This is a genomic window from Ruegeria sp. CDSA246, from assembly GCF_059611225.1.
The window spans coordinates 22,401-41,514 of record NZ_JBXWPD010000004.1; the positions used below are offsets into that span (position 1 = coordinate 22,401).

Annotated in this window: 18 protein-coding genes; 12 read left to right on the plus strand and 6 right to left on the minus strand. The window is 57.2% G+C overall.

Going from position 1 to position 19,114, the window contains the following annotated elements:
- Nucleotides 1-5 precede the first annotated feature (5 nt).
- The gene (locus tag AC2FI9_RS06015) at nucleotides 6-587 is read right to left on the minus strand and encodes a lytic transglycosylase domain-containing protein (protein WP_496766570.1); all 582 of its coding nucleotides are present in this window, start codon (nucleotides 585-587) and stop codon (nucleotides 6-8) included.
- 207 nt (nucleotides 588-794) lie between these two features.
- On the opposite strand from AC2FI9_RS06015, the gene ssb reads away from it, so the two are divergent.
- Nucleotides 795-1,295: a single-stranded DNA-binding protein gene (gene ssb / locus AC2FI9_RS06020; RefSeq protein WP_496766572.1), complete on the plus strand. Its 501-nt coding sequence runs from the start codon at nucleotides 795-797 to the stop codon at nucleotides 1,293-1,295.
- Between the two features lie 18 nt (nucleotides 1,296-1,313).
- Nucleotides 1,314-2,384, plus strand: coding sequence for a site-2 protease family protein (locus AC2FI9_RS06025; RefSeq protein ID WP_496766574.1), 1,071 nt, complete (start codon nucleotides 1,314-1,316; stop codon nucleotides 2,382-2,384).
- Here the strand turns inward: AC2FI9_RS06025 and aroB are convergent, their stop codons facing one another.
- Nucleotides 2,385-3,497, minus strand: a complete 1,113-nt coding sequence (aroB, locus tag AC2FI9_RS06030) for a 3-dehydroquinate synthase (protein WP_496766579.1) — start codon at nucleotides 3,495-3,497, stop codon at nucleotides 2,385-2,387.
- Nucleotides 3,498-4,085 carry a shikimate kinase gene (locus tag AC2FI9_RS06035; protein ID WP_058277741.1) on the minus strand — a complete coding sequence of 196 codons (588 nt, stop codon included), beginning with the start codon at nucleotides 4,083-4,085 and terminating at the stop codon, nucleotides 3,498-3,500.
- 79 nt (nucleotides 4,086-4,164) lie between these two features.
- On the opposite strand from AC2FI9_RS06035, the gene AC2FI9_RS06040 reads away from it, so the two are divergent.
- The 9 genes from AC2FI9_RS06040 to AC2FI9_RS06080 all read left to right on the plus strand — a co-directional run bounded on the left by AC2FI9_RS06040 (nucleotide 4,165) and on the right by AC2FI9_RS06080 (nucleotide 15,832).
- Nucleotides 4,165-4,314, plus strand: coding sequence for a hypothetical protein (locus AC2FI9_RS06040; RefSeq protein WP_496766581.1), 150 nt, complete (start codon nucleotides 4,165-4,167; stop codon nucleotides 4,312-4,314).
- Nucleotides 4,304-5,827 (plus strand): hypothetical protein, encoded by a 1,524-nt coding sequence (locus tag AC2FI9_RS06045; RefSeq protein ID WP_496766583.1) that lies wholly within the window; start codon nucleotides 4,304-4,306, stop codon nucleotides 5,825-5,827. The genes AC2FI9_RS06040 and AC2FI9_RS06045 overlap by 11 nt, the downstream gene beginning before the upstream one ends.
- Nucleotides 5,828-5,829: 2 nt before the next feature.
- Nucleotides 5,830-6,783, plus strand: coding sequence for a site-specific tyrosine recombinase XerD (locus tag AC2FI9_RS06050; protein ID WP_496766586.1), 954 nt, complete (start codon nucleotides 5,830-5,832; stop codon nucleotides 6,781-6,783).
- A gap of 63 nt (nucleotides 6,784-6,846) precedes the next feature.
- Nucleotides 6,847-8,157, plus strand: a complete 1,311-nt coding sequence (locus tag AC2FI9_RS06055) for an HlyC/CorC family transporter (RefSeq protein WP_496722447.1) — start codon at nucleotides 6,847-6,849, stop codon at nucleotides 8,155-8,157.
- A gap of 203 nt (nucleotides 8,158-8,360) precedes the next feature.
- The gene (locus AC2FI9_RS06060) at nucleotides 8,361-10,778 is read left to right on the plus strand and encodes a GcvT family protein (RefSeq protein ID WP_496766589.1); all 2,418 of its coding nucleotides are present in this window, start codon (nucleotides 8,361-8,363) and stop codon (nucleotides 10,776-10,778) included.
- A 31-nt stretch (nucleotides 10,779-10,809) separates the two neighbouring features.
- Nucleotides 10,810-11,409, plus strand: coding sequence for a nucleotidyltransferase family protein (locus AC2FI9_RS06065; RefSeq protein WP_496766593.1), 600 nt, complete (start codon nucleotides 10,810-10,812; stop codon nucleotides 11,407-11,409).
- Nucleotides 11,410-12,164: 755 nt separating this feature from the next.
- Complete coding sequence (locus AC2FI9_RS06070) at nucleotides 12,165-13,607, plus strand: Do family serine endopeptidase (protein ID WP_496766595.1); 1,443 nt, start codon at nucleotides 12,165-12,167, stop codon at nucleotides 13,605-13,607.
- Nucleotides 13,608-13,788: 181 nt separating this feature from the next.
- Complete coding sequence (locus tag AC2FI9_RS06075) at nucleotides 13,789-14,469, plus strand: response regulator transcription factor (RefSeq protein WP_496738663.1); 681 nt, start codon at nucleotides 13,789-13,791, stop codon at nucleotides 14,467-14,469.
- A gap of 49 nt (nucleotides 14,470-14,518) precedes the next feature.
- A complete protein-coding gene (locus AC2FI9_RS06080; protein ID WP_496766597.1) occupies nucleotides 14,519-15,832 on the plus strand; it encodes a sensor histidine kinase in 1,314 nt (437 codons plus the stop codon).
- Here AC2FI9_RS06080 and AC2FI9_RS06085 read toward each other — a convergent pair.
- The 3 genes from AC2FI9_RS06085 to AC2FI9_RS06095 are packed head-to-tail and all read right to left on the minus strand — an operon-like array spanning nucleotide 15,829 to nucleotide 18,320.
- Entirely contained in the window at nucleotides 15,829-16,296 is a 468-nt protein-coding gene (locus AC2FI9_RS06085) for a CYTH domain-containing protein (RefSeq protein WP_496766600.1), read from the minus strand. The two genes, AC2FI9_RS06080 and AC2FI9_RS06085, sit on opposite strands and share 4 nt — an antisense overlap.
- Nucleotides 16,293-17,048, minus strand: coding sequence for a ParA family protein (locus AC2FI9_RS06090; RefSeq protein WP_496766604.1), 756 nt, complete (start codon nucleotides 17,046-17,048; stop codon nucleotides 16,293-16,295). Before AC2FI9_RS06090 ends, AC2FI9_RS06085 begins: the two co-directional genes overlap by 4 nt.
- A gap of 3 nt (nucleotides 17,049-17,051) precedes the next feature.
- Entirely contained in the window at nucleotides 17,052-18,320 is a 1,269-nt protein-coding gene (locus tag AC2FI9_RS06095) for a CHAD domain-containing protein (RefSeq protein WP_496766606.1), read from the minus strand.
- A gap of 408 nt (nucleotides 18,321-18,728) precedes the next feature.
- On the opposite strand from AC2FI9_RS06095, the gene AC2FI9_RS06100 reads away from it, so the two are divergent.
- Nucleotides 18,729-19,076: a TfoX/Sxy family protein gene (locus AC2FI9_RS06100; RefSeq protein WP_282151034.1), complete on the plus strand. Its 348-nt coding sequence runs from the start codon at nucleotides 18,729-18,731 to the stop codon at nucleotides 19,074-19,076.
- Nucleotides 19,077-19,114 lie beyond the last annotated feature (38 nt).

Here is a 19,114-nt window from a genome sequence, read left to right on the forward strand (position 1 = left end):
GGTGATCAGCCGCCCCAGATCACTTTCACATAGTTCTGGGTTTCTTTGTAGGGCGGCACGCCACCGTGTTTTTCCACGGCTTTCGGACCGGCGTTATAAGCCGCCAGCGCCAGACGCCAGGATTTGAACTTGCGGTACTGCCACGATAAATAACGGGCGCCGCCTTCCAGGTTTTGCTTCGGATCATGCGGGTTCACACCCAAAAGACGCGCGGTTCCAGGCATCAGCTGCGCCAAACCCAGTGCCCCTTTGTGAGACACCGCGTGCGGGTTCCATCCGCTTTCCTGTTGCACCAGTCGCAAGAACAACTCTTCCGGGACACTGTGTTTCCGGGCTGCTTGCCGCGCCAGCGTCAGGTATTGGCCTCGATATTTACCATTATATCGCTTGATGACTTGAGTCGGCTGCGCGGTCTTTGGCTTCAGCCGTTCAGAATCGCGATATTGAGTGGCTGCGCGCGAGTCCAGAATCTTGGATTGTTTGAGGAAAATATCTTTACGGTTTTTGGTGGACAGGGTGTCAGCTGCAGCCGGACCCGAAACCAGCGCAAGGCACAGAACAGAAAAACAACCAACTTGAAAACGCATTTATGCCAATCCCGCTCGCTCTCGAACCCGAATGATTATAGGTATTTCATGCAAGAATAAAAGCTTGGTAAACAGAACCTGGGTAGTTTCTTGCCAACCGTTGCACACATCAACTGTGTTTTAACCATGACGCAGGCCGTATAGGGTCGCGTAGAAACTTCGCGTCAGATTCGGGCGCGCTCGACACAGACAAGAACGGGGAAATATATGGCAGGTTCAGTCAACAAGGTCATTCTGGTCGGAAATCTTGGCCGCGATCCTGAAGTTAGGAATTTCCAAAACGGGGGCAAAGTATGCAACCTGCGCATCGCAACATCCGAAACCTGGAAAGACCGCAATACCGGCGAGCGTCGTGAGCGCACCGAGTGGCACTCGGTCGCGATCTTCAACGAAGGGCTTGTCCGCGTGGCGGAGCAATATCTGCGCAAAGGCTCGAAGGTCTATCTCGAAGGGCAATTGCAGACCCGCAAATGGCAGGACCAATCTGGGCAGGACCGTTACTCGACTGAGGTTGTTCTTCAGGGGTTCGGCTCGACCCTTGTTATGCTTGATGCACGCGGTGAAGGCGGAGGCGGTTACGGCGGCGGACAGTCAGGCAGCTATGGCGGCGGTCAGGCGGGCGGCGGCTATGGCGATCCTTATGGCGGACAGTCCAGCGCTCCTGCCCCTGCATCCGGCGGAATCGACGACGACGAGATTCCGTTCTAAGGCAAACGGAGACGAAACATGACATGGTCCTTCTCACTCGGCCGGGTACTGGGGTCGGAACTGAGGGTCCATGTCACCTTTTTCCTACTACTGGGCTGGGTCGCCTTTGCCGCCTATTCCAAAGGCGGCGTGCCCGCCGCGATCGACAACCTGATCTTTGTTCTGGCCCTGTTTGCCTGCGTTGTCGCGCATGAGTTTGGCCACGCGCTGATGGCGCGGCGCTATGGCATCAAAACCCCTGACATCACATTGCTGCCCATCGGCGGGCTCGCCCGGCTCGAACGGATGCCCGAGAAGCCTATGGAAGAAGTCTGGGTCGCTCTGGCCGGGCCGGCAGTGAATATTGTGATCTGGATCGTTTTGATGGCCATGGGGGCCGGAATGACACTGGACTCCCTGACCCGGATCGATTCGACCAGTGCCGGACTGTTGAACCGGCTGGCCTATGTGAATTTGTTGCTGGCCGTATTCAACATGATCCCGGCCTTCCCTATGGATGGCGGCCGGGTATTCCGCGCATTTTTGTGTCTGAAGATGGACCGGGTAAAAGCCACACGTATCGCCGCCCTTGCGGGTCAGGTCGTGGCGGTGGCGTTTGGTTTTCTCGGGCTGAGTACAGGTAACCCTCTGCTGGTTTTGATCGCCGTTTTCGTGTTCGTCGCAGCCAATGCCGAAAGTCACGATGTGGCCATGCGCTCGGTCGCGCGGCGGGTGCTGGCCCGCGACGCTATGATTACCGAGTTTCACTCCCTATCGCCCAACGACACGCTTGCAACCGCCGCACAGGCCGTCATTCACACCACGCAACACGAGTTCCCCGTGTTGGGTCCGAATGGAGACTTGCTTGGTTTTATTGCGCGCGGCACGCTGTTTACTGCCATGGCGCAAGAGGCACCTCGGTCCGATCTGGCAACTTCGATCATGGAAACCGAGATTCCGCGTGTTGAATTGACCACCGGCTTGGAAACCGTGCTGGAGAAACTTCACAAGGGTGCTCCCGCCGTCGCAGTTTGCACGCAGGCCGACGCAATGGTTGGCTACATCACCCGCGAAAACATCGGTGAATTGATGGTGATCCGCGGACGCTGATCAGACCGTTGCCAAGGCGTCTTCCAGCACGGACAATACAGCGTCCCTTGGGACGTCCGAAGTGACGAACGCCTGCCCGATCCCGCGCGCCAGAATAAACCGCAGCTGGCCGTCGATGACCTTTTTATCCTGCGCCATCAGGTCAACCAGCGCTTCGGCATCCGGCAGATCTCCGGGAATGTCCGCCAGATCGGTTTTCATTCCCATCGCGCGCAAATGTGCCCGCACACGACTTGGATCCTCTTGCGAGCACAGCCCAAGACGAGAGGACAGCTCAAACGCCAGTGCACAGCCGATGGCAACGCCTTCACCGTGCAGCAATCGATCAGAATACCCGGTGGCCGCTTCAAGCGCGTGACAGAAAGTGTGTCCAAGGTTCAGCAACGCACGGTCGCCCTGCTCAGTCTCGTCGCGGGCTACGATATCGGCCTTCATCTGAACCGAGCGTGTAACCGCACGCACGCGCGCGGCCATATCGCCACCCGAAACGTCGGGACCGTTTCTTTCGAGCCATTCAAAGAACTCTGCATCGCCCAGCAGGCCGTACTTGACCACCTCGCCATAGCCCGACAGGAAATCCCGTTGGGTCATGGTGCCCAGAACCGAGGTGTCCGCCAGAACCAGAGACGGCTGATGGAATGCCCCGATCAGGTTTTTGCCCTGTGGAGCGTTGATGCCGGTTTTTCCGCCAACAGAACTGTCCACCTGCGCCAGCAACGAGGTCGGTATCTGGACGAAACGGACACCGCGACGCAAAACGGCCGCAGCAAATCCCGCAAGATCACCAATGACCCCGCCACCCAAGGCGACAACCACGTCGCGACGTTCTACCTTTTCCGACAACAGCCACTCAACCGCGCGCTCGAAATGCGGCCAGCTTTTGGTGGCTTCTCCTGCGGGCAAGGCCAGCGAGGTCATCTCGATACCAGCTGTTGCCAGGCCATCCCGCAACGCATTCAGATGTAACTCGGCCACGTTCTCGTCCGTCAGAACGGCGACCTTAGGCCGGTGCAACAAGGGTGCAATCATCGTGCCGGATTGTTCCAGCAGGTCAGGCCCGATTTCCACGTCATACGAGCGTTTGCCCAACTCTACATGTACGGTTTGGTGCATTTACTTCCGTTCCAATACGTCAGGGCGCGTCAACATCGACTCCACCACCCGGTCCACCATATTTTCAATCGAGGTTTCGCCATCGGACTCAACTGTCAGCCCTGCCTGCGCATAAACCGGGACGCGGGCCTCATACAAGGCGCGCAAGGTCGCATAAGGGTCAGCCGTGCGCAGCAAAGGCCGTGTGTCCTTATGTTTGACCCTGTTCCACAACACCTTCAAGTCAGCCCGCAGCCAGACCGAAACCCCGCGTTCAGTGATCATCTGGCGGTTCTGATCGGAAAGAAAAGCGCCGCCGCCAGTTGACAGGATGCCTTTTTCCTCGTCCAGCAGACGTCCGATGACCTGACTTTCCTTGGCGCGAAAGAACGGTTCACCATCACGCTCAAATATCTCGGGGATGGTCATATTGGCAGCCGATTCGATCTCGGCGTCGCTGTCGAGGAAGGGAACACCCAGCCTTGCGGCCAAAGCACGGCCCACAGCCGTCTTTCCGGCCCCCATCATGCCAACAAGAACGACGGTTTTGTGCAGTTCAAAGACCGCATCAGTACCTTCTGTGTGGGCGTTATGCTTAATTTCGCTCATTTCAACGTGAATGACGTGATCTTACGAAAAATGCCAGCTATAACTATGGCAAAAGACAAAATTGGGGCAGCGTTGAGCAATGGGCCGTCTGATCAAGTTCTTGATATATATTGTTTGCCTGAGTTTTGTCGGGCTGGTGGGATATGCTTATCTGGGTCCGATATTTGGGGTGGATTTCTCGGCCCCGCAGGACGAAATTCGAGAGCCGGTAATCCTGAATGTTGAATAAAGCCGCACTGGCTGCCTTATTGCTGGCTGGATCAGCGCAGGCGCAACAGGCTCCTCTTTCCGTCATCGATTGGCTGACGGACCCTCCGGAAAACCTGCCAGGGACTGTCCTGTTGGAACCACCGGTCACGGAGACGGGCATTCAGCCGGATATCCAAGTCTCTCCGCTTGAGGCACTGTCACAGCCGTTGGGGCTTGTGTCGTCGTCGGTGACTGGCCTGCCGGTGCACCTTTGGCAGAATAGTGATGCCGACCGGCTGGCCGAGCTGATCACCGATGTGCCGGTTCGCTATAACCCCGCCATGCAGCGGTTGTTGTTTACGCTGATCCTGTCCGAGGCCCGCGCACCTGCCAGTTCCGGCGCCGAGGAAACGCTACTATTGGCCCGCATCGACCGATTGATGCAACTTGGCGCAGCCGACCCGGCGCAATCGCTGGTCCAATTGGCCGGTCCGACCGACACACGCGACAGGTTCCAGCGCTGGTTTGACGCCACTTTACTTACTGGAGACGAGGATCGCAGCTGTACGTCCCTGATCGCGAAGCCACACCTGTCTCAGGACTACGCCGCGCAAATATTCTGCAAGGCGCGGCGTGGAGACTGGCCATCAGCCGCCCTCACACTGGAAGCGGCGCACGCATTGCAGATATTGCCACCAGATGAGCTGGATGTGCTGGATCGCTTTCTCAGCCCCGAGTTGTTTGAAGAAGCCGAATACCTTCCGCAACCAGATGATCCCAGCCCACTGACCTTTCGCCTGTTTGAGGCGATCGGAGAACGCCTGCCATCGGCCCCTCTGCCCCGTGCCTTTGCAAATGCCGATCTGCGGGACGTAGCCGGGTGGAAAGCGCAGATCGAAGCGGCTGAGCGGCTGACCCGCATCGGCGCGCTGACCCCCAACCAATTGCTGGGGCTGTATACCGAGCGCTCTCCAGCCGCGTCCGGCGCAGTTTGGGACAGGGTCGCGGCCGTGCAACGGTTCGAGTCTGCACTGGATTCGCGCAATCCCGACAAAATCGCCCGGGCTTTAAATACTGTGTGGACGCAAATGCGCCTGATCGGATTAGAGGTACCCTTTGCAGAATTGTTCGCAGAACGCCTGTCGCAGATAGAGCTGACGGATCCGTCGGCGGAACAGCTGCGCTGGCGTATCCTGCTGTTGTCCGAACTGTATGAAACAGCGGCCCTTTCTGTGCCCGGTCAATCCGACGAAAATCACTTTCTGGCGGCGTTAGCGCAAGGCGATCCGGGGCGCGCGCGCTCTCCTTCACCTCTGGCGGATGCGGTTGCGCAAGGGTTTGCATGGGCTGCTCCGGTCCCGCCGAATATCGAAACGATGCTAAACAATGATCAATTGGGTGAGGCGGTTTTGGAGGCCATGGGCCGGTTCGCGCATGGGTCGCGCGGCAACCTAGTCGATTTGACAGCAGCCATTGCGACGCTCCGCCGTGTGGGTCTTGAGGACACCGCCCGCCGCGCCGCGCTGAACTTGCTGATCCTGCAGGGCAGTTGATCGTGGTAGCCCCAGCGACGCAGGACTTGTGGATTTCCACCTTTTTACAAGCTCAGGCCGCTGAATTGGGCGCAGCGACCAATACGCTGCTAGCCTATGGCCGCGATCTGAAAGAATTCTCGGCCTGGTTGGAACGTCGAAAAACGGGTTTTCCTGACACACAGAGAGAACAGATTGAGCAATACCTGATTGATTGCGACGCACAGGGCCTGTCCCGTTCCACGCGCGCACGTCGGTTGTCCGCGATCAAGCAACTGTTCCGGTTCGCCTTCGAAGAAGGTTGGCTTGAAGCTAACCCCGCCATTCAGATCAAAGGCCCCGGTCGACAAAAACGCCTGCCCAAAACGCTGGATGTCGCTGAAGTCGATCGTTTGCTTGAGGCCGCGCGCCGCACCGGTCGCAACGATGCAGACCGGGTGCGCAACACCTGCCTGATGGAGGTTCTTTACGCCACGGGAATGCGGGTGACCGAATTGGTTTCGCTGCCAGTCTCCTCGGCCCGAGGTGACCCCCGGATGCTGCTTGTGCTGGGCAAAGGTGGCAAGGAACGGATGGTGCCACTGTCGCCTCCGGCGCGCGATGCGTTGGCGGCGTGGTTGCTTATCAGGGACGAGGCCGAGGACAAGCAGGTTGCAGAAGGTGCTCAGCGTTCCAAGTTCCTGTTTCCGTCTCGCGGCAAATCCGGCTATCTGACCCGGCACAGGTTTTTTCTGCTGGTCAAGGAACTGGCCGTAGAAGGTGGCGTTTCGCCGGAAAAAGTGACACCACACACCCTGCGCCATGCCTTTGCCACGCATCTTCTGGCCAATGGCGCTGATCTGAGGTCGATCCAGACCCTGCTGGGCCATGCCGACGTGGCGACCACGGAAATCTACACCCATGTCCTGGACGAACGCCTGTCAGAGCTTGTGTTGCAACATCACCCGCTGGCGAAAGACGGCGATGACGACGGCTAACCCCTTGATCCACAGCATGCGCACCCCCATAACGGATGCAGTATCACGAACAACTAAGGACCGATGGAACCCTCTTCTGCTTCTCTGATCGACGGCGCATTCTGGTTTACCACAGGCGCCATTCTACTTTTGCTTGTCCTATCGGGCTTTTTCTCGGGTTCTGAAACGGCATTGACCGCCTCGTCGCGCGGAAAACTGCGTGCGCAGGCCGACAAAGGGTCGCGCGGTGCGCAGAAGGCCCTGGACATCACTGACGATAACGAGCGACTGATCGGTTCGGTCCTGTTGGGCAACAACCTTGTCAACATCCTTGCCGCATCGCTTGCGACTGCGCTTTTCACACGGCTGTTCGGTGAAAGCGGCGTTGCGCTGGCAACGCTGGTGATGACCCTTCTAGTCCTGATCTTTGCCGAGGTTCTTCCCAAGACCTACGCGATCACCAATTCGGAAAAGGCGGCCGCTGCCGTAGCACCGATCATCGGTGTCGTCGTGACGGTGTTTTCACCCATCGTTGCAGCCGTGCGCCTGCTGGTACGTGGTGTTCTGCGCCTGTTTGGCGTCCAGATCGACCCGGACAGCAACATTCTCGCCGTGCGCGAGGAAATCGCCGGGGCATTGCAGCTTGGTCATTCCGAAGGCGTGGTCGAAAAGGAAGACCGCGACCGTATCCTTGGCGCGCTTGATCTGGGCGATCGTACGGTTGAAGAGATCATGTTGCACCGCTCGAATATTGAGATGATCGATGCAGACGCTTCGCCCGAGGCCATCCTTCAGCAATGCCTGAAAAGCAGCCACACCCGCCTGCCCGTATTTCGGGATGAACAAGAAAACATCGTGGGTGTCGTACACGCCAAGGATCTGTTCCGCGCAATGTACGCCCATGCCGGCGGCAGTGAGAACGCCGATAACCGACTGAAAGAGTTCGACATCCTCAAGGTCGCGAACGATCCCTATTTTGTTCCGGAAACCACCACTCTGGACGATCAGATGCGCGAATTCCTCCGGATGCACAGCCACTTTGCGCTGGTGGTGGATGAATACGGTTCGCTGCGCGGGCTTATCACGCTTGAGGATATCCTCGAGGAAATCGTGGGCGAGATCGCGGATGAGTTCGACATAGACGAAGACGTTTCTGTAACCCGAACCGAAGATGGGCAGTTTCTGGTCGAAGGAGCCACCACGATCCGCGACGCCAACCGCGCGATGGATTGGTCCCTGCCCGACGATGAGGCAAATACCATTGCCGGTCTGGTCATTCACGAAGCGCAGATGATCCCAACCGTCGGTCAGGTCTTTTCTTTTCACGGCTTTCGCTTTGAGGTGACAAAACGTCAAGGCAACCGGATCACCGAACTGAAAGTTCGCCCTCTCTGAGGACAACCCAAAAAACTGCAAGATTCCACCGGCGTTCTAATCCGAGCGCCGGTTTTCTTTTAGACAACCACCGTATCCTTCCTGTTTGGGTTAGCCAGCAGGCGCCGAACCCGGATCGCCTTCCGCGACACTTTCTGTCGCTGAAGCTATTGCAAAGGCAGCTTTCCTATTGAGACTGACGGCATAGCCATCAGGAGACGTGCATGAAACTCACAACCCAAGTTGCAGTCATCGGCGGCGGAGTCGTTGGATGTTCCGTACTCTATCACCTGACCAAGCTGGGGTGGACTGACGTGATGCTGTTGGAACGCTCCGAGCTGACCAGCGGGTCGACCTGGCACGCGGCGGGCGGGTTTCACACCCTGAACGGCGACACCAACATGGCGGCGCTCCAGGGATATACGATCCGGCTGTATAAAGAGCTGGAAGAGATTACCGGCATGTCCTGCGGTCTGCATCATGTGGGCGGAGTGACGCTGGCAGATAATCAGGATCGGTTCGACATGTTGCTGGCGGAACGCGCCAAGCATCGGTTCATGGGGTTGGAGACGGAAATCGTTGGTCCGGAGGAGATCAAAAAGATGGCTCCTATCACCAACACCGACGGGATCATCGGCGCGCTTTATGATCCGCTGGACGGTCATCTTGATCCGTCGGGGACCACCCATGCCTACGCCAAAGCGGCCCGGATGCGAGGCGCTACGATCGAAACGCACTGCATGGTGCGCGAAACCATCCAGCGCACCGATGGAACATGGGATGTGGTCACCGACAAGGGTACGATCCATGCCGAACACATCGTCAATGCCGGTGGCCTTTGGGCGCGCGAGGTTGGCGCGATGGCGGGCGTCTATTTCCCCCTACACCCGATGGAACACCAGTATCTGGTGACAGACTCGATCCCTCAGATCGAGGCGATCATCGACGCTGGCGGCGAGCATCCGCATGTAATGGACCCTGCTGGCGAAAGCTATCTGCGGCAGGAAGGGCGCGGGTTGTGTATTGGGTTCTATGAACAGCCCTGCAAACCCTGGGCTGTCGATGGCACACCGTGGCAGTTCGGCCACGAACTGCTGCCCGACGATTATGACAAGATCACCGACAGTATCGAATTTGCCTACAAACGCTTCCCCGTTCTGGCCGAGGCTGGCGTCAAATCGGTGATCCATGGACCGTTTACCTTTGCGCCTGATGGCAACCCACTCGTCGGGCCGGTGCCGGGCATGCGCAACTATTGGTCCGCCTGTGGCGTGATGGCCGGGTTCAGTCAGGGCGGCGGTGTTGGCCTGACGTTGGCGCAATGGATGATCGAAGGAGAGCCTGAGCGCGATGTGTTCGCCATGGATGTCGCCCGCTTCGGCGACTGGGTCGGGCCTGGCTATACGCGCCCGAAGGTGATCGAGAACTATCAGAAACGCTTTAGCGTCGCCTACCCCAACGAAGAACTGCCGGCCGCGCGTCCGAACCGGACCACCCCGATGTACGATATCTTCAGCGATCTGGGCGCGGTTTGGGGTCAGCAATACGGGCTGGAGGTTGCGAACTATTTTGCGCAGGGTGACGAACCGGGCTACGAAACGCCCTCATTCCGCCGCTCGGATGCATTCGAGGCGACCGGGCGCGAGGTGCGCGCTGTGCGCAATGGTGTCGGCATCAACGAAGTCCATAATTTCGGCAAGTATCGCATCACCGGCCCGGGTGCGCGCGACTGGCTGGACAGGGTCATGGCGGGGCGCATCCCAAAGCCGGGGCGGCTTTCGCTGACACCGATGCTGTCGCACAAGAGCAAGCTGATCGGGGATTTCACCGTTTCCTGTTTGGCCGAAACCGAATTCCAACTAACGGCGTCATATGGCAGCCAGGCCTTCCATATGCGGTGGTTCCTGCAGCATCAGGATGACGGCGTTACAATTGAAAACATCAGCGATTGTCTGAACGGCTTTCAGATCGCTGGACCAACGGCGGCAACGGTTTTGGCTGCCTGTACCCGTACGGACATCTCGGACCTCAGGTTCCTTGATGTTCGCCGCATGACCATCGGTATGACCGATTGCACCGTTCAAAGGGTCAGCTACACGGGCGATCTGGGGTACGAAATCTACTGTGATCCGATGGCCCAACGGCAATTGTGGTGGACCCTTTGGCAGGCTGGCCAGCCCCACGGCATGGTGCCCTTTGGCATGCGCGCGATGATGAGCCTGCGGTTGGACAAGTTCTTTGGGTCTTGGATGAGCGAGTTCTCACCCGACTACTCTGCCGCGGAAACCGGGCTGGATCGCTTTATTGCCTTCACGAAGAACACCGACTTTATCGGTCGCGCCAAAGCCGAGCTTGAACGCTCCGAGGGGACCGCGCGCAAGCTGGTCTCGTTCGAAGTGGATGCAGACGACGCTGACGTGAATGCGTATGAGCCGATCTGGCTGGATGGTGCGGTCGTCGGATTCTGCACCTCGGGCGGGTATTCCCATTATGCCGGCAAATCCATCGCAATAGGTTTCCTGCCCTCGGATCGCATACGTGACGGCTTGGAGGTCGAGATTGAGATACTGGGCCAGATGCGCAAGGCGCGTGTGATCTCAACCCCACTGTTCGACGCGGACGGTGAACGTATGCGGGGATGACAAAAGACGGCTACGGCGGCTATGTGAAGGTATGACAGACATTCCCATTATCCTTCTGGCCGCCGGACAATCCCGCCGCATGGCTGGCACGGACAAGCTGATGCAAAGCGTCGATGGCATGCCCCTGCTACGGCGATCTGCACAAACAGCGTTGCAGGTAGGCCCGGTGATCGTTGCGCTTCCGCCTGCTCCGAATCCTCGCCAGGACGCCTTGAAAGGTATGGATGTTGTTGCAGTTGAAATACCCGACGCTGATGAGGGCATGAACGCCAGTTTGCGCGGTGCTCTTGCGCATGTGCCCGCCGATGCCGGGGCTGTCATGGTTTTACTGGCAGATTTGCCGGAAATCACAGTTGGTGACCTGAAGCAAGTCGCAGAGTCTGTCCAAGGATATCCAAATTGCTTGATCTGGCGTGGGGCGACAGCCACAGGAAAGCCCGGCCATCCGGTTGTGTTTGCCCGTCCGCTGTTCAGAGAGCTCAGGCAACTTACAGGCGATGAGGGTGCTCAGTCCGTTGTGCAGGCGCATAAGAATGCAGTGCATCTTCAACCACTACCCGGTCAAAACGCCCTGTTGGATCTGGACACTCCCGAGGATTGGGCACGCTGGCGGGCCGGGAAGGCCACATAACCGGCCTGCCAAAATAGAAACGGCCCGGTCGATACCGACCAGGCCGCTTGCCCAAAACAGGACTACCACTTTTCACCAATCCTGAAAACGCTGCCAAAAATGCCTATGGCACCCTGGCTATTCCGCCGCTGAACCTAAACAAGACCCCCTCGTTAACATGCCGCTTAGCGTTTCCAGTGACTGTGACAAGCCGTTGGCACCCCCTAGTGCCGTCGGCTCCCCCTTCGCTTGGGCAAGATCATCGTCACCCAAACGGTGCTTCCAAACAATGTAAAATTGGAAAGAACGGTTAATTTTTGGCGTCTCGGAATGGTTTTTGCGCAACATCCCGCCGAGGCGAAATCTACCTATAGAAGATCAATGAACTGCCCATTTTAGTCCAAACCTGACGTTATGCATATTCTTTATTAGTTATATATAAAAGTTATAGGGCGCATATGCACTTGATTTGACCAGGCTGCAGAAACACACCACAACCAAGAGATGAGCGAATTTTCGCCAAGGCCTTCCAGCGATCCTTTGTTACCAAAACTGAATCAATTCAGGTTAAATCAGGGTTTGACTTTTAAATTGGCAACAATGGCCGATTCGTGACAAGCGATTCGCTATTATCTCGGCGGAACGTCGGCATACGACGACCTGTTTGTGGCGAAATTAAGATTTCTTAATCCTCAGCACAGGAAACTCACAGGTTGATGCCTCATCTCCTCGGTTAACGCGCGGCTGCAATCGCGTGAAATAAACAGGAGACAAAAATGAGCATCCGTAAATCCTCGCTGCTTTTGCCACGTGCAACAGGCCTCGTTGGCGCATCCGCGCTTGGCGCCGCGCTGCTGGCCACGACCGCCCTGCCCTCGCTGGCAGACGAAGCCCTGGCTGATCTGGTTGAAAGCGTGTCCCCCTCGGTGGTGACCATCATCGCCGAACAGGACATTGTGCCCGTGCAAGCACCGGGACAGGGACAGAATTTTGATTTAGAAGACCACCCCTTTGGTGAATTCTTCAAACGCTTCGGAGCGCCTGAGGGCTTTCAGGCACCGCAGCGTGGACCATCGCAAGGCTTGGGATCGGGGTTTGTACTCGACGAAGCCGGGTACATCATCACGAACCACCATGTTGTCGACAATGCCTCGACCGTGACCGTCCGTCTGAGCAACGACCGTAGTTTCAAAGCCGAAATCGTGGGCACCGACCCGCTGACCGATATCGCCGTCCTTAAGATCGACGCCGGCGAAGCGCTGCAAGCCGTTGAGATCGGGGACAGTGACGTTATCCGCGTGGGTGAGGACGTCGTGGCCATCGGCAACCCGTTTGGCCTGCATTCGACCGTGACCACGGGCATCGTTTCAGCCAAAGGCCGCAATATCTCGGCCGGGCCCTACGCTGAATTCATTCAGACCGATGCGGCCATCAACAAGGGCAACTCGGGCGGTCCACTGTTCAACATGGAAGGCGAAGTGATTGGCGTGAACTCGGCCATCTACTCGCCCACCGGCGGGTCGGTTGGTCTGGGCTTTGCCGTGACCTCGAACATCGTTGAACATATCGCCGCGGATCTGCGCGATGATGGTCAGGTCAGCCGTGGCTGGCTGGGTGTTTCAATCCAGAATGTCAGCCCAGAGATCGCGGCGGCTATGGGGATCGATGCCTCGACCGGCGCACTTGTGTCAGATGTCGTCGCGGGCAGCCCCGCAGAGGGCGTGTTGGAGCAAGGTGACGTTATCCTGACCTTCAACGATGAAGCCGTCGATTCCAGCAGCGACCTGCCGATCCTTGTCGGCACGACCAAAGTCGGTACCGACAGTGTCATGACCGTTCTGCGTGATGGAAAAGAGCAACAGATCGAGTTGACAATCGGACAGCATCAAAGCGCCTCGGCCGAGATCGACAAATCGGTGGACGAAGGTATCTCGGGCACCGCGTTGGGCGTGACCGTCGCACCGCTGACCGACAGCAACCGCGCACAAATGGGCGTAGCTGAGAATGTCGATGGTGTCGTTGTGACTGATCTGAAGCCCGACAGCCCTGCTGCCAAGGCTGGTCTGCAACGCGGCGACGTGATCGTAAAACTGGGCGGTCAAAAGACCGCCTCACCCGACGCGCTGAAGGCTGCGCTGGACAGCGAAAAGACTGACCCCGCGCTGGTGCTGATCAACCGGGGCGGAAACCAGATCTTCGTGGCGGTGGAAATCGCCTGACCCGAAGTCCGCGTGCGCCATTTGATGGGGATTTCTGGCGTGCGCCTCCTCGGCGGATTGAATTGTCCGCATTCCGCCGGGACTGCCGGGTGCGCTGCAACGCACCCGGCACGTAATTTACGCAAATCATGTGCTTTTCCAGAAATTTGTGTTTAAATCCCGATAGAAAGGAACCCGAAACATGAGCCGCCGCCTGCTGATCGTCGAAGATGACGAGGACACTCGTGAGTTCATCGCCAAGGGCTTTGGCGAAGAAGGCTATGTGGTCGAGCAGGCCGCAGATGGCCGCGAGGGTCTGTACCACGCCACCGATGGCGGGTTTGACGCCATTGTGCTGGACCGGATGCTTCCCGGTCTTGATGGCCTTTCGCTGATCCGATCCTTAAGGGCGGCTGGGGTCAAGACCCCTACCCTGATGCTGACCGCAATGAGCGCGGTTGACGAAAGGGTTAAGGGGTTGCGGTCGGGTGCGGATGATTATCTGGTCAAACCGTTTTCGTTTCAGGAACTCCACGCGCGGATCGAAGCCCTATTGCGGCGCCCGCAGGAATCTGAGGAAACCGCGACGCTGACCTGCCGCGACCTGGAAATGGATCTGTTAACGCGCAAGGTCACCCGCGACGGGCACGAAATATCCCTGACCCCGCGTGAGTTCCAGATCCTTGAATTCTTCCTGCGCCGCAAGAACCGCGTCGTATCGCGCACCATGCTGCTGGAAGGTGTCTGGGATTACCATTTTGACCCAAATACCAACGTGGTCGACGTCCATATTTCAAAACTGCGCCGCCAGTTGGATGAAGGCGACAGGCCGCCGTTGATTGAAACGGTTCGAGGTGCGGGTTACATGATATCCGATGGATAACCTGCGACTTTCGTTCAATAATTCTCGCACCCGCCTCGTTCTAGCCAGCATGGTTCTCAGCACATTGCTGACGGCCATCGTGCTGGGGCTTGTATACTTCACCGCCAATCGCAGTATCGAGGGCGAGACCCGTTCAGTGGTATCCGCCGAATTAACCGGTCTGGCCGATGAATATGAACGGCGCGGCCTATTCGGGCTGTTGCAAGCCATTGAACGCAGGATTCCAACTGCGTCCGAACGGGATGCTTTGTATCTTTTGACTGACCGGTTCGGTGTAAAGCTGGCCGGAAACCTCAAGCACTGGCCTGCGGACGTCACAGCAGGCAGTGGCTGGGTTGATTTGGAACTTCGCCGCGCCGATAACGACCAGTTGGTCCCGATCTCGGCCGCCTCGGTCCGCTTGCCGGGCGGCGAACGCCTGCTAGTAGGTCGTGATGCCCTTGCACGGCAGCAATTTGACAGGGCGCTGTTGCGCGCGGTTGGCTTGGCGCTTGCAATTGCACTGGCGCTAAGCCTTTTGACCGGCTGGCTTTTCACGCGGCTGGTGTTCACTCGCCTGTCCGAGTTTGCGGGAACAGCGGAAAACATCGTGTCAGGTGATCTGTCCCGCCGCATGCCTTTGCGCGGAACCGGGGACGAGCTGGATCAAGTGGCCGGAACCCTGAACAGCATGTTGGACCGGATTGAGGAACTGATCAGCAATCTGCGCACAACCTCGAATTCAATCGCCCATGACCTGCGATCCCCGCTGTCCCGCCTGCGTCAAAGGGTCGAGTCACTGTCTGACCCATCCAAAAGCGATCTGGACCGCGACGTCGACGTGGCACGCGCGACAGCGGAAATCGACCACGTGCTGCGCGTTCTTGGGCAGTTGACCGAAATTTCTCGCGCCGAGGCCGGTGTCGGGCGGGAACAGTTCGAACCCGTGGACTTGCAGCAACTGATCGGTGACGTCGTCGAGTTGTACGAACCAGTTGCCGCCGATCAGGGCATCTCGCTTGAGGTCGTCGGCACCGCCCACACTGTTCAGGGGCACCGCCCGCTTCTGTCTCAAGCGCTGTCAAATCTTCTGGAAAATGCCATGCGTTATGCCCCGGAAAAGACGGCAATCACGATCACCCTGTCAGAAAGCGGTCCCTACACCTGCCTGAGCGTGCGTGACCGGGGCCCTGGTGTCCCTGAAGAGGATTTGCCACGTTTGCAGGTGCCGTTTGTGACGCTCGATCCCGCAAGGACCGAGCGCAACTCAGGGCTGGGCCTGGCGCTGGTCGCGGCGATTTCTCACATGCATCAAGGCGCTTTCGAGGCGCGCAACTGCGACCCTGGACTTGAGGCCACGATCAAACTGGCGCGCAAGCCCTAGATTGGCGCACCTTTGATCGCCATCATCTTGTTTTTATAACGTTTGTCTGCCGTCACATCTGTTCCGAACCAGTCGGGCGGCGTGTATGCCTGCGCCTCGGCCTCTGTGTCGAATTCCACTTCGACCAGCCGCAGCGGCGCGAGGTTTCCCAGAAAGATGTCCAGCTCAAACACGCGCCCATCCGGCATTTTTCCGGTATAACGCTCTTTCTCAACCCGACGTGCTTCGGTTTCCGGCCAGAAGGTTTCGAATTGCTCGGCCGTGATCTCGGCTTCGCGTTCCACCCGCACCAAGGAGCCCGCTCCTTTGAGCGTCAAAAAATACCTGTCATTCTTTTGCCGCAGACGCAATTCCGTGGAATCGTCCGGTGCAGTCAGATAGCCTTGGCGGATGACGGCCTTATCCGCGCCGCTCAGGTCGGGCAATTCCGCCACCAGAAACTTGCGTTCAATTTCGGTGCTCATCGCTTTGAAACCACTCCGTTTTCCATCTCGTCGTACAGCTTTTGATATGCCAAGCTGGCGGCGCTGCGCGGGGCGAATTCACTGACTGGCGCACGGTTCTGCCCCATCCTTTCGATATCCGCCGCAAACGGGATTGAGCTGTGCAGGAACCGTTTGCGATAGTGCTTTCGCATCGCATCCATAGTCTCAAGGTGCAGGGTCTTGCGCTGTTGCACCATGGAAAAGAATGCCGTCAGCTTATTCTTCGACAACTTGTTGGCATCGAAAAAACCGACCAACTGATCGAAAGACCGCTCAGACAGAGTCGTCGGGATGACCGGAACCACGATCTGATCGGCCGCTTTGAAGATGTTTTCCGACAGGGTCGAAAAGTTGGGCGGGCAATCCAGAATGATCACCTCATAATCGCTGCCCGCCGAGATCAGCGCTTTTTTCAGCCGCGACCGCGTGTTCCGCATCCGTGACAGGAAGACGTCAAAATCCCGAAAGGTCATGTTTGCTGGCAGCACGTCCAGCCCCTCGAAGTCACTGGCGCGAATGGATTTAGTAAAGCGCGCGACATCCTCAAAGAACCTTGCATCCGTCAGCTTTTTGGATGGTTTGACGCGCAGATAAAACCCAGACGCCCCTTGCGGATCCAGGTCGCATAGCAAAACACTGTGCCCCGCTGCCGCGTAAGCATGGGCCAGATTGACCGAGGTGGCGGTTTTACCCACACCGCCCTTGTTGCTGTAACAGGCAATGATCTTCACTTCTCAGCCCTCCTTTTGATGAAACAAACTGCGGAACAGGTGCCGGATGTCCGGGCTGTCGAAATGCTTGAAACTTGCGATGACACGGTCACGTTCCGCCAATTGGCGCTGATCCAGAACAGAAATCAGCCCTCCCACGGACAAGGCCAACTGCGCATCAGCGCGGCCTTGCATATTGGTGTGCAGTTTCACAAAATTCAGAAGCGCCTCTTGTTGGACTGAGAAATCATTGAACAGGCCCAGATTATCCTGCAGCTTTTTCAATGGCTTGATGATCGTTTTGAATGCCTTTGCGTCGAACAAAGGGGCAAAGAACTCTATAAGATAACGCAGTTTTTTGCAGTCGATCCGCAATTTATGAACATCTTCATCAGGCGTGTCCGAAGTGATACGTTGCGCCAGTTTGCAGGTTTTCCGGTATCGCTTCCAGATTAGGGCGCGCGCGTATTCATAGGCAGGTCGATCTGCATTTGGGCCAGACTGCAGGTTTGTCGGATCAGCGAATAGTTCGGTCAACTTTTTCATCTGATTGTCATAGTTTTGCGTCCGAAAACGCCGGGACAGACGGCCAAGTGCCTGACTGCGTTCCTTTTCGAATTGCGCAAACATGGCCACGGCACCTTCATGAAGGTTCGGCGGTATAAAATTGAAGTAACTGTCTTTTTCCAACAGATAGACGTCCAAATCCCGCGCTCGTCCAGTGGGTTCCATCAGACCGGAAAACTCGCGCTTTAACGCAGCGGTTTGTTCAGGCGAGAGCACCCCCTTGAACAGGCTGATCACAGATCGCACGCGGCGCAGGGAAACGCGGTAGTCATGCAGAAATTCAGTATCGATATCATCGATCACGCCCGCCTCATTCTGGCGCGCGACCGCCAGATAGGTGCGAATGATGTCGGTGGCGACCTCGATTGATGGTTCTTGTTTACTAACGCGGATTTCGGGCTTGGCCCTGTATATGGTCGCGTCGGGAAACAACCAGTCGAACAATGGCTTCGCCTTGCTTTTGCCAGCCTCCAACTTAGGCAGCTTTTCACAAACAGTCCTATACGCCCGGTCATATCCGCGCATGTGTTGAACGGTTACAACTGTTACCTGCCCCTGATCCGAGGACATCAACATCATCGTGCCGCGCACTTGCGTCTTTTGCAGGTCACCCAGAATGGCAAACGAGCGGTGTTTGGCCCTGCCCGCCCCGACGCTCATCAACGCGCGCAACTTGGGAAAGCCCGCTAGACCTGCCTTGACGGGTCCGACAGGTAATTCCTGCACGAACTTGCCGTGACCCTGACACCGCTGGGTTTCAATTCTACCGCAGCGCAACAAAAACAATGACCCATCAGTTTGGATCAAAACCTTAGCAGATGCCCTGAGGGATTGGTCATGGCAATCAAGAATATCAAAATTTCCAGCAGGTTGAGCGGCCTCGAACCGCAATGCCAATTCTTTCAAAGATTTAGTAAAACCCGCCTCATCGAATGTGCCCGGGATAACAAAACAGTTTTTGACCCGAGCCATTAAGAGCGTCCCTTTCACCGAGGATCCAGTACGTGATCATGAATTCATATTCCTGCGATCCGATCAACGACTAACTCCGTTGATCAACAGCAATGACCAAAACATCTGATTTTGCTCGAACAACCGAATGACTCTGTCCGGGCATTTGGCTAAGACGGGGGTATGTCTGATCCTGTTTCATCGATCCGCAATCTCGGCCCGGCATTTGAACAATCCTGCGCACGCGCAGGCATTCATTCTGCGCAGGAATTGCGCGATTTGGGAGCGGATGAAGCCTATGCGCGGCTATTGCAGGCGGGCACCCGACCGCATTTCATCGGATACTACGTGCTGGTGATGGGATTGCAGGGGCGCCCCTGGAACGACTGCAAGGGTGAGGAAAAGAAGGCGCTACGCGTAAAGTTCGACGCAATAAAATCCAGCGTCAGCACCGCCCCCGAAACCCAGATGATTTCTGATCTGGATGCAATTGGCATACGGGTCGCGCCGAAAGATCTAAAACAGGTCTGAAACGAAAAAGGCCGCACCTCCAATGGGATACGGCCCTG

Bases quoted from the DNA above. Each gene is read 5' to 3' on its own strand.
- aroB (WP_496766579.1), bottom strand. From the start codon at position 3,497: ATGCACCAAACCGTACATGTAGAGTTGGGCAAACGCTCGTATGACGTG.
- AC2FI9_RS06040 (WP_496766581.1), top strand. From the start codon at position 4,165: ATGGGCCGTCTGATCAAGTTCTTGATATATATTGTTTGCCTGAGTTTT.
- AC2FI9_RS06080 (WP_496766597.1), top strand. From the start codon at position 14,519: ATGGTTCTCAGCACATTGCTGACGGCCATCGTGCTGGGGCTTGTATAC.
- AC2FI9_RS06085 (WP_496766600.1), bottom strand. From the start codon at position 16,296: ATGAGCACCGAAATTGAACGCAAGTTTCTGGTGGCGGAATTGCCCGAC.
- AC2FI9_RS06065 (WP_496766593.1), top strand. From the start codon at position 10,810: ATGACAGACATTCCCATTATCCTTCTGGCCGCCGGACAATCCCGCCGC.
- AC2FI9_RS06070 (WP_496766595.1), top strand. From the start codon at position 12,165: ATGAGCATCCGTAAATCCTCGCTGCTTTTGCCACGTGCAACAGGCCTC.
- AC2FI9_RS06015 (WP_496766570.1), bottom strand. From the start codon at position 587: ATGCGTTTTCAAGTTGGTTGTTTTTCTGTTCTGTGCCTTGCGCTGGTT.
- AC2FI9_RS06025 (WP_496766574.1), top strand. From the start codon at position 1,314: ATGACATGGTCCTTCTCACTCGGCCGGGTACTGGGGTCGGAACTGAGG.
- AC2FI9_RS06075 (WP_496738663.1), top strand. From the start codon at position 13,789: ATGAGCCGCCGCCTGCTGATCGTCGAAGATGACGAGGACACTCGTGAG.
- AC2FI9_RS06035 (WP_058277741.1), bottom strand. From the start codon at position 4,085: ATGAGCGAAATTAAGCATAACGCCCACACAGAAGGTACTGATGCGGTC.
- AC2FI9_RS06045 (WP_496766583.1), top strand. From the start codon at position 4,304: ATGTTGAATAAAGCCGCACTGGCTGCCTTATTGCTGGCTGGATCAGCG.
- ssb (WP_496766572.1), top strand. From the start codon at position 795: ATGGCAGGTTCAGTCAACAAGGTCATTCTGGTCGGAAATCTTGGCCGC.
- AC2FI9_RS06055 (WP_496722447.1), top strand. From the start codon at position 6,847: ATGGAACCCTCTTCTGCTTCTCTGATCGACGGCGCATTCTGGTTTACC.
- AC2FI9_RS06100 (WP_282151034.1), top strand. From the start codon at position 18,729: ATGTCTGATCCTGTTTCATCGATCCGCAATCTCGGCCCGGCATTTGAA.
- AC2FI9_RS06060 (WP_496766589.1), top strand. From the start codon at position 8,361: ATGAAACTCACAACCCAAGTTGCAGTCATCGGCGGCGGAGTCGTTGGA.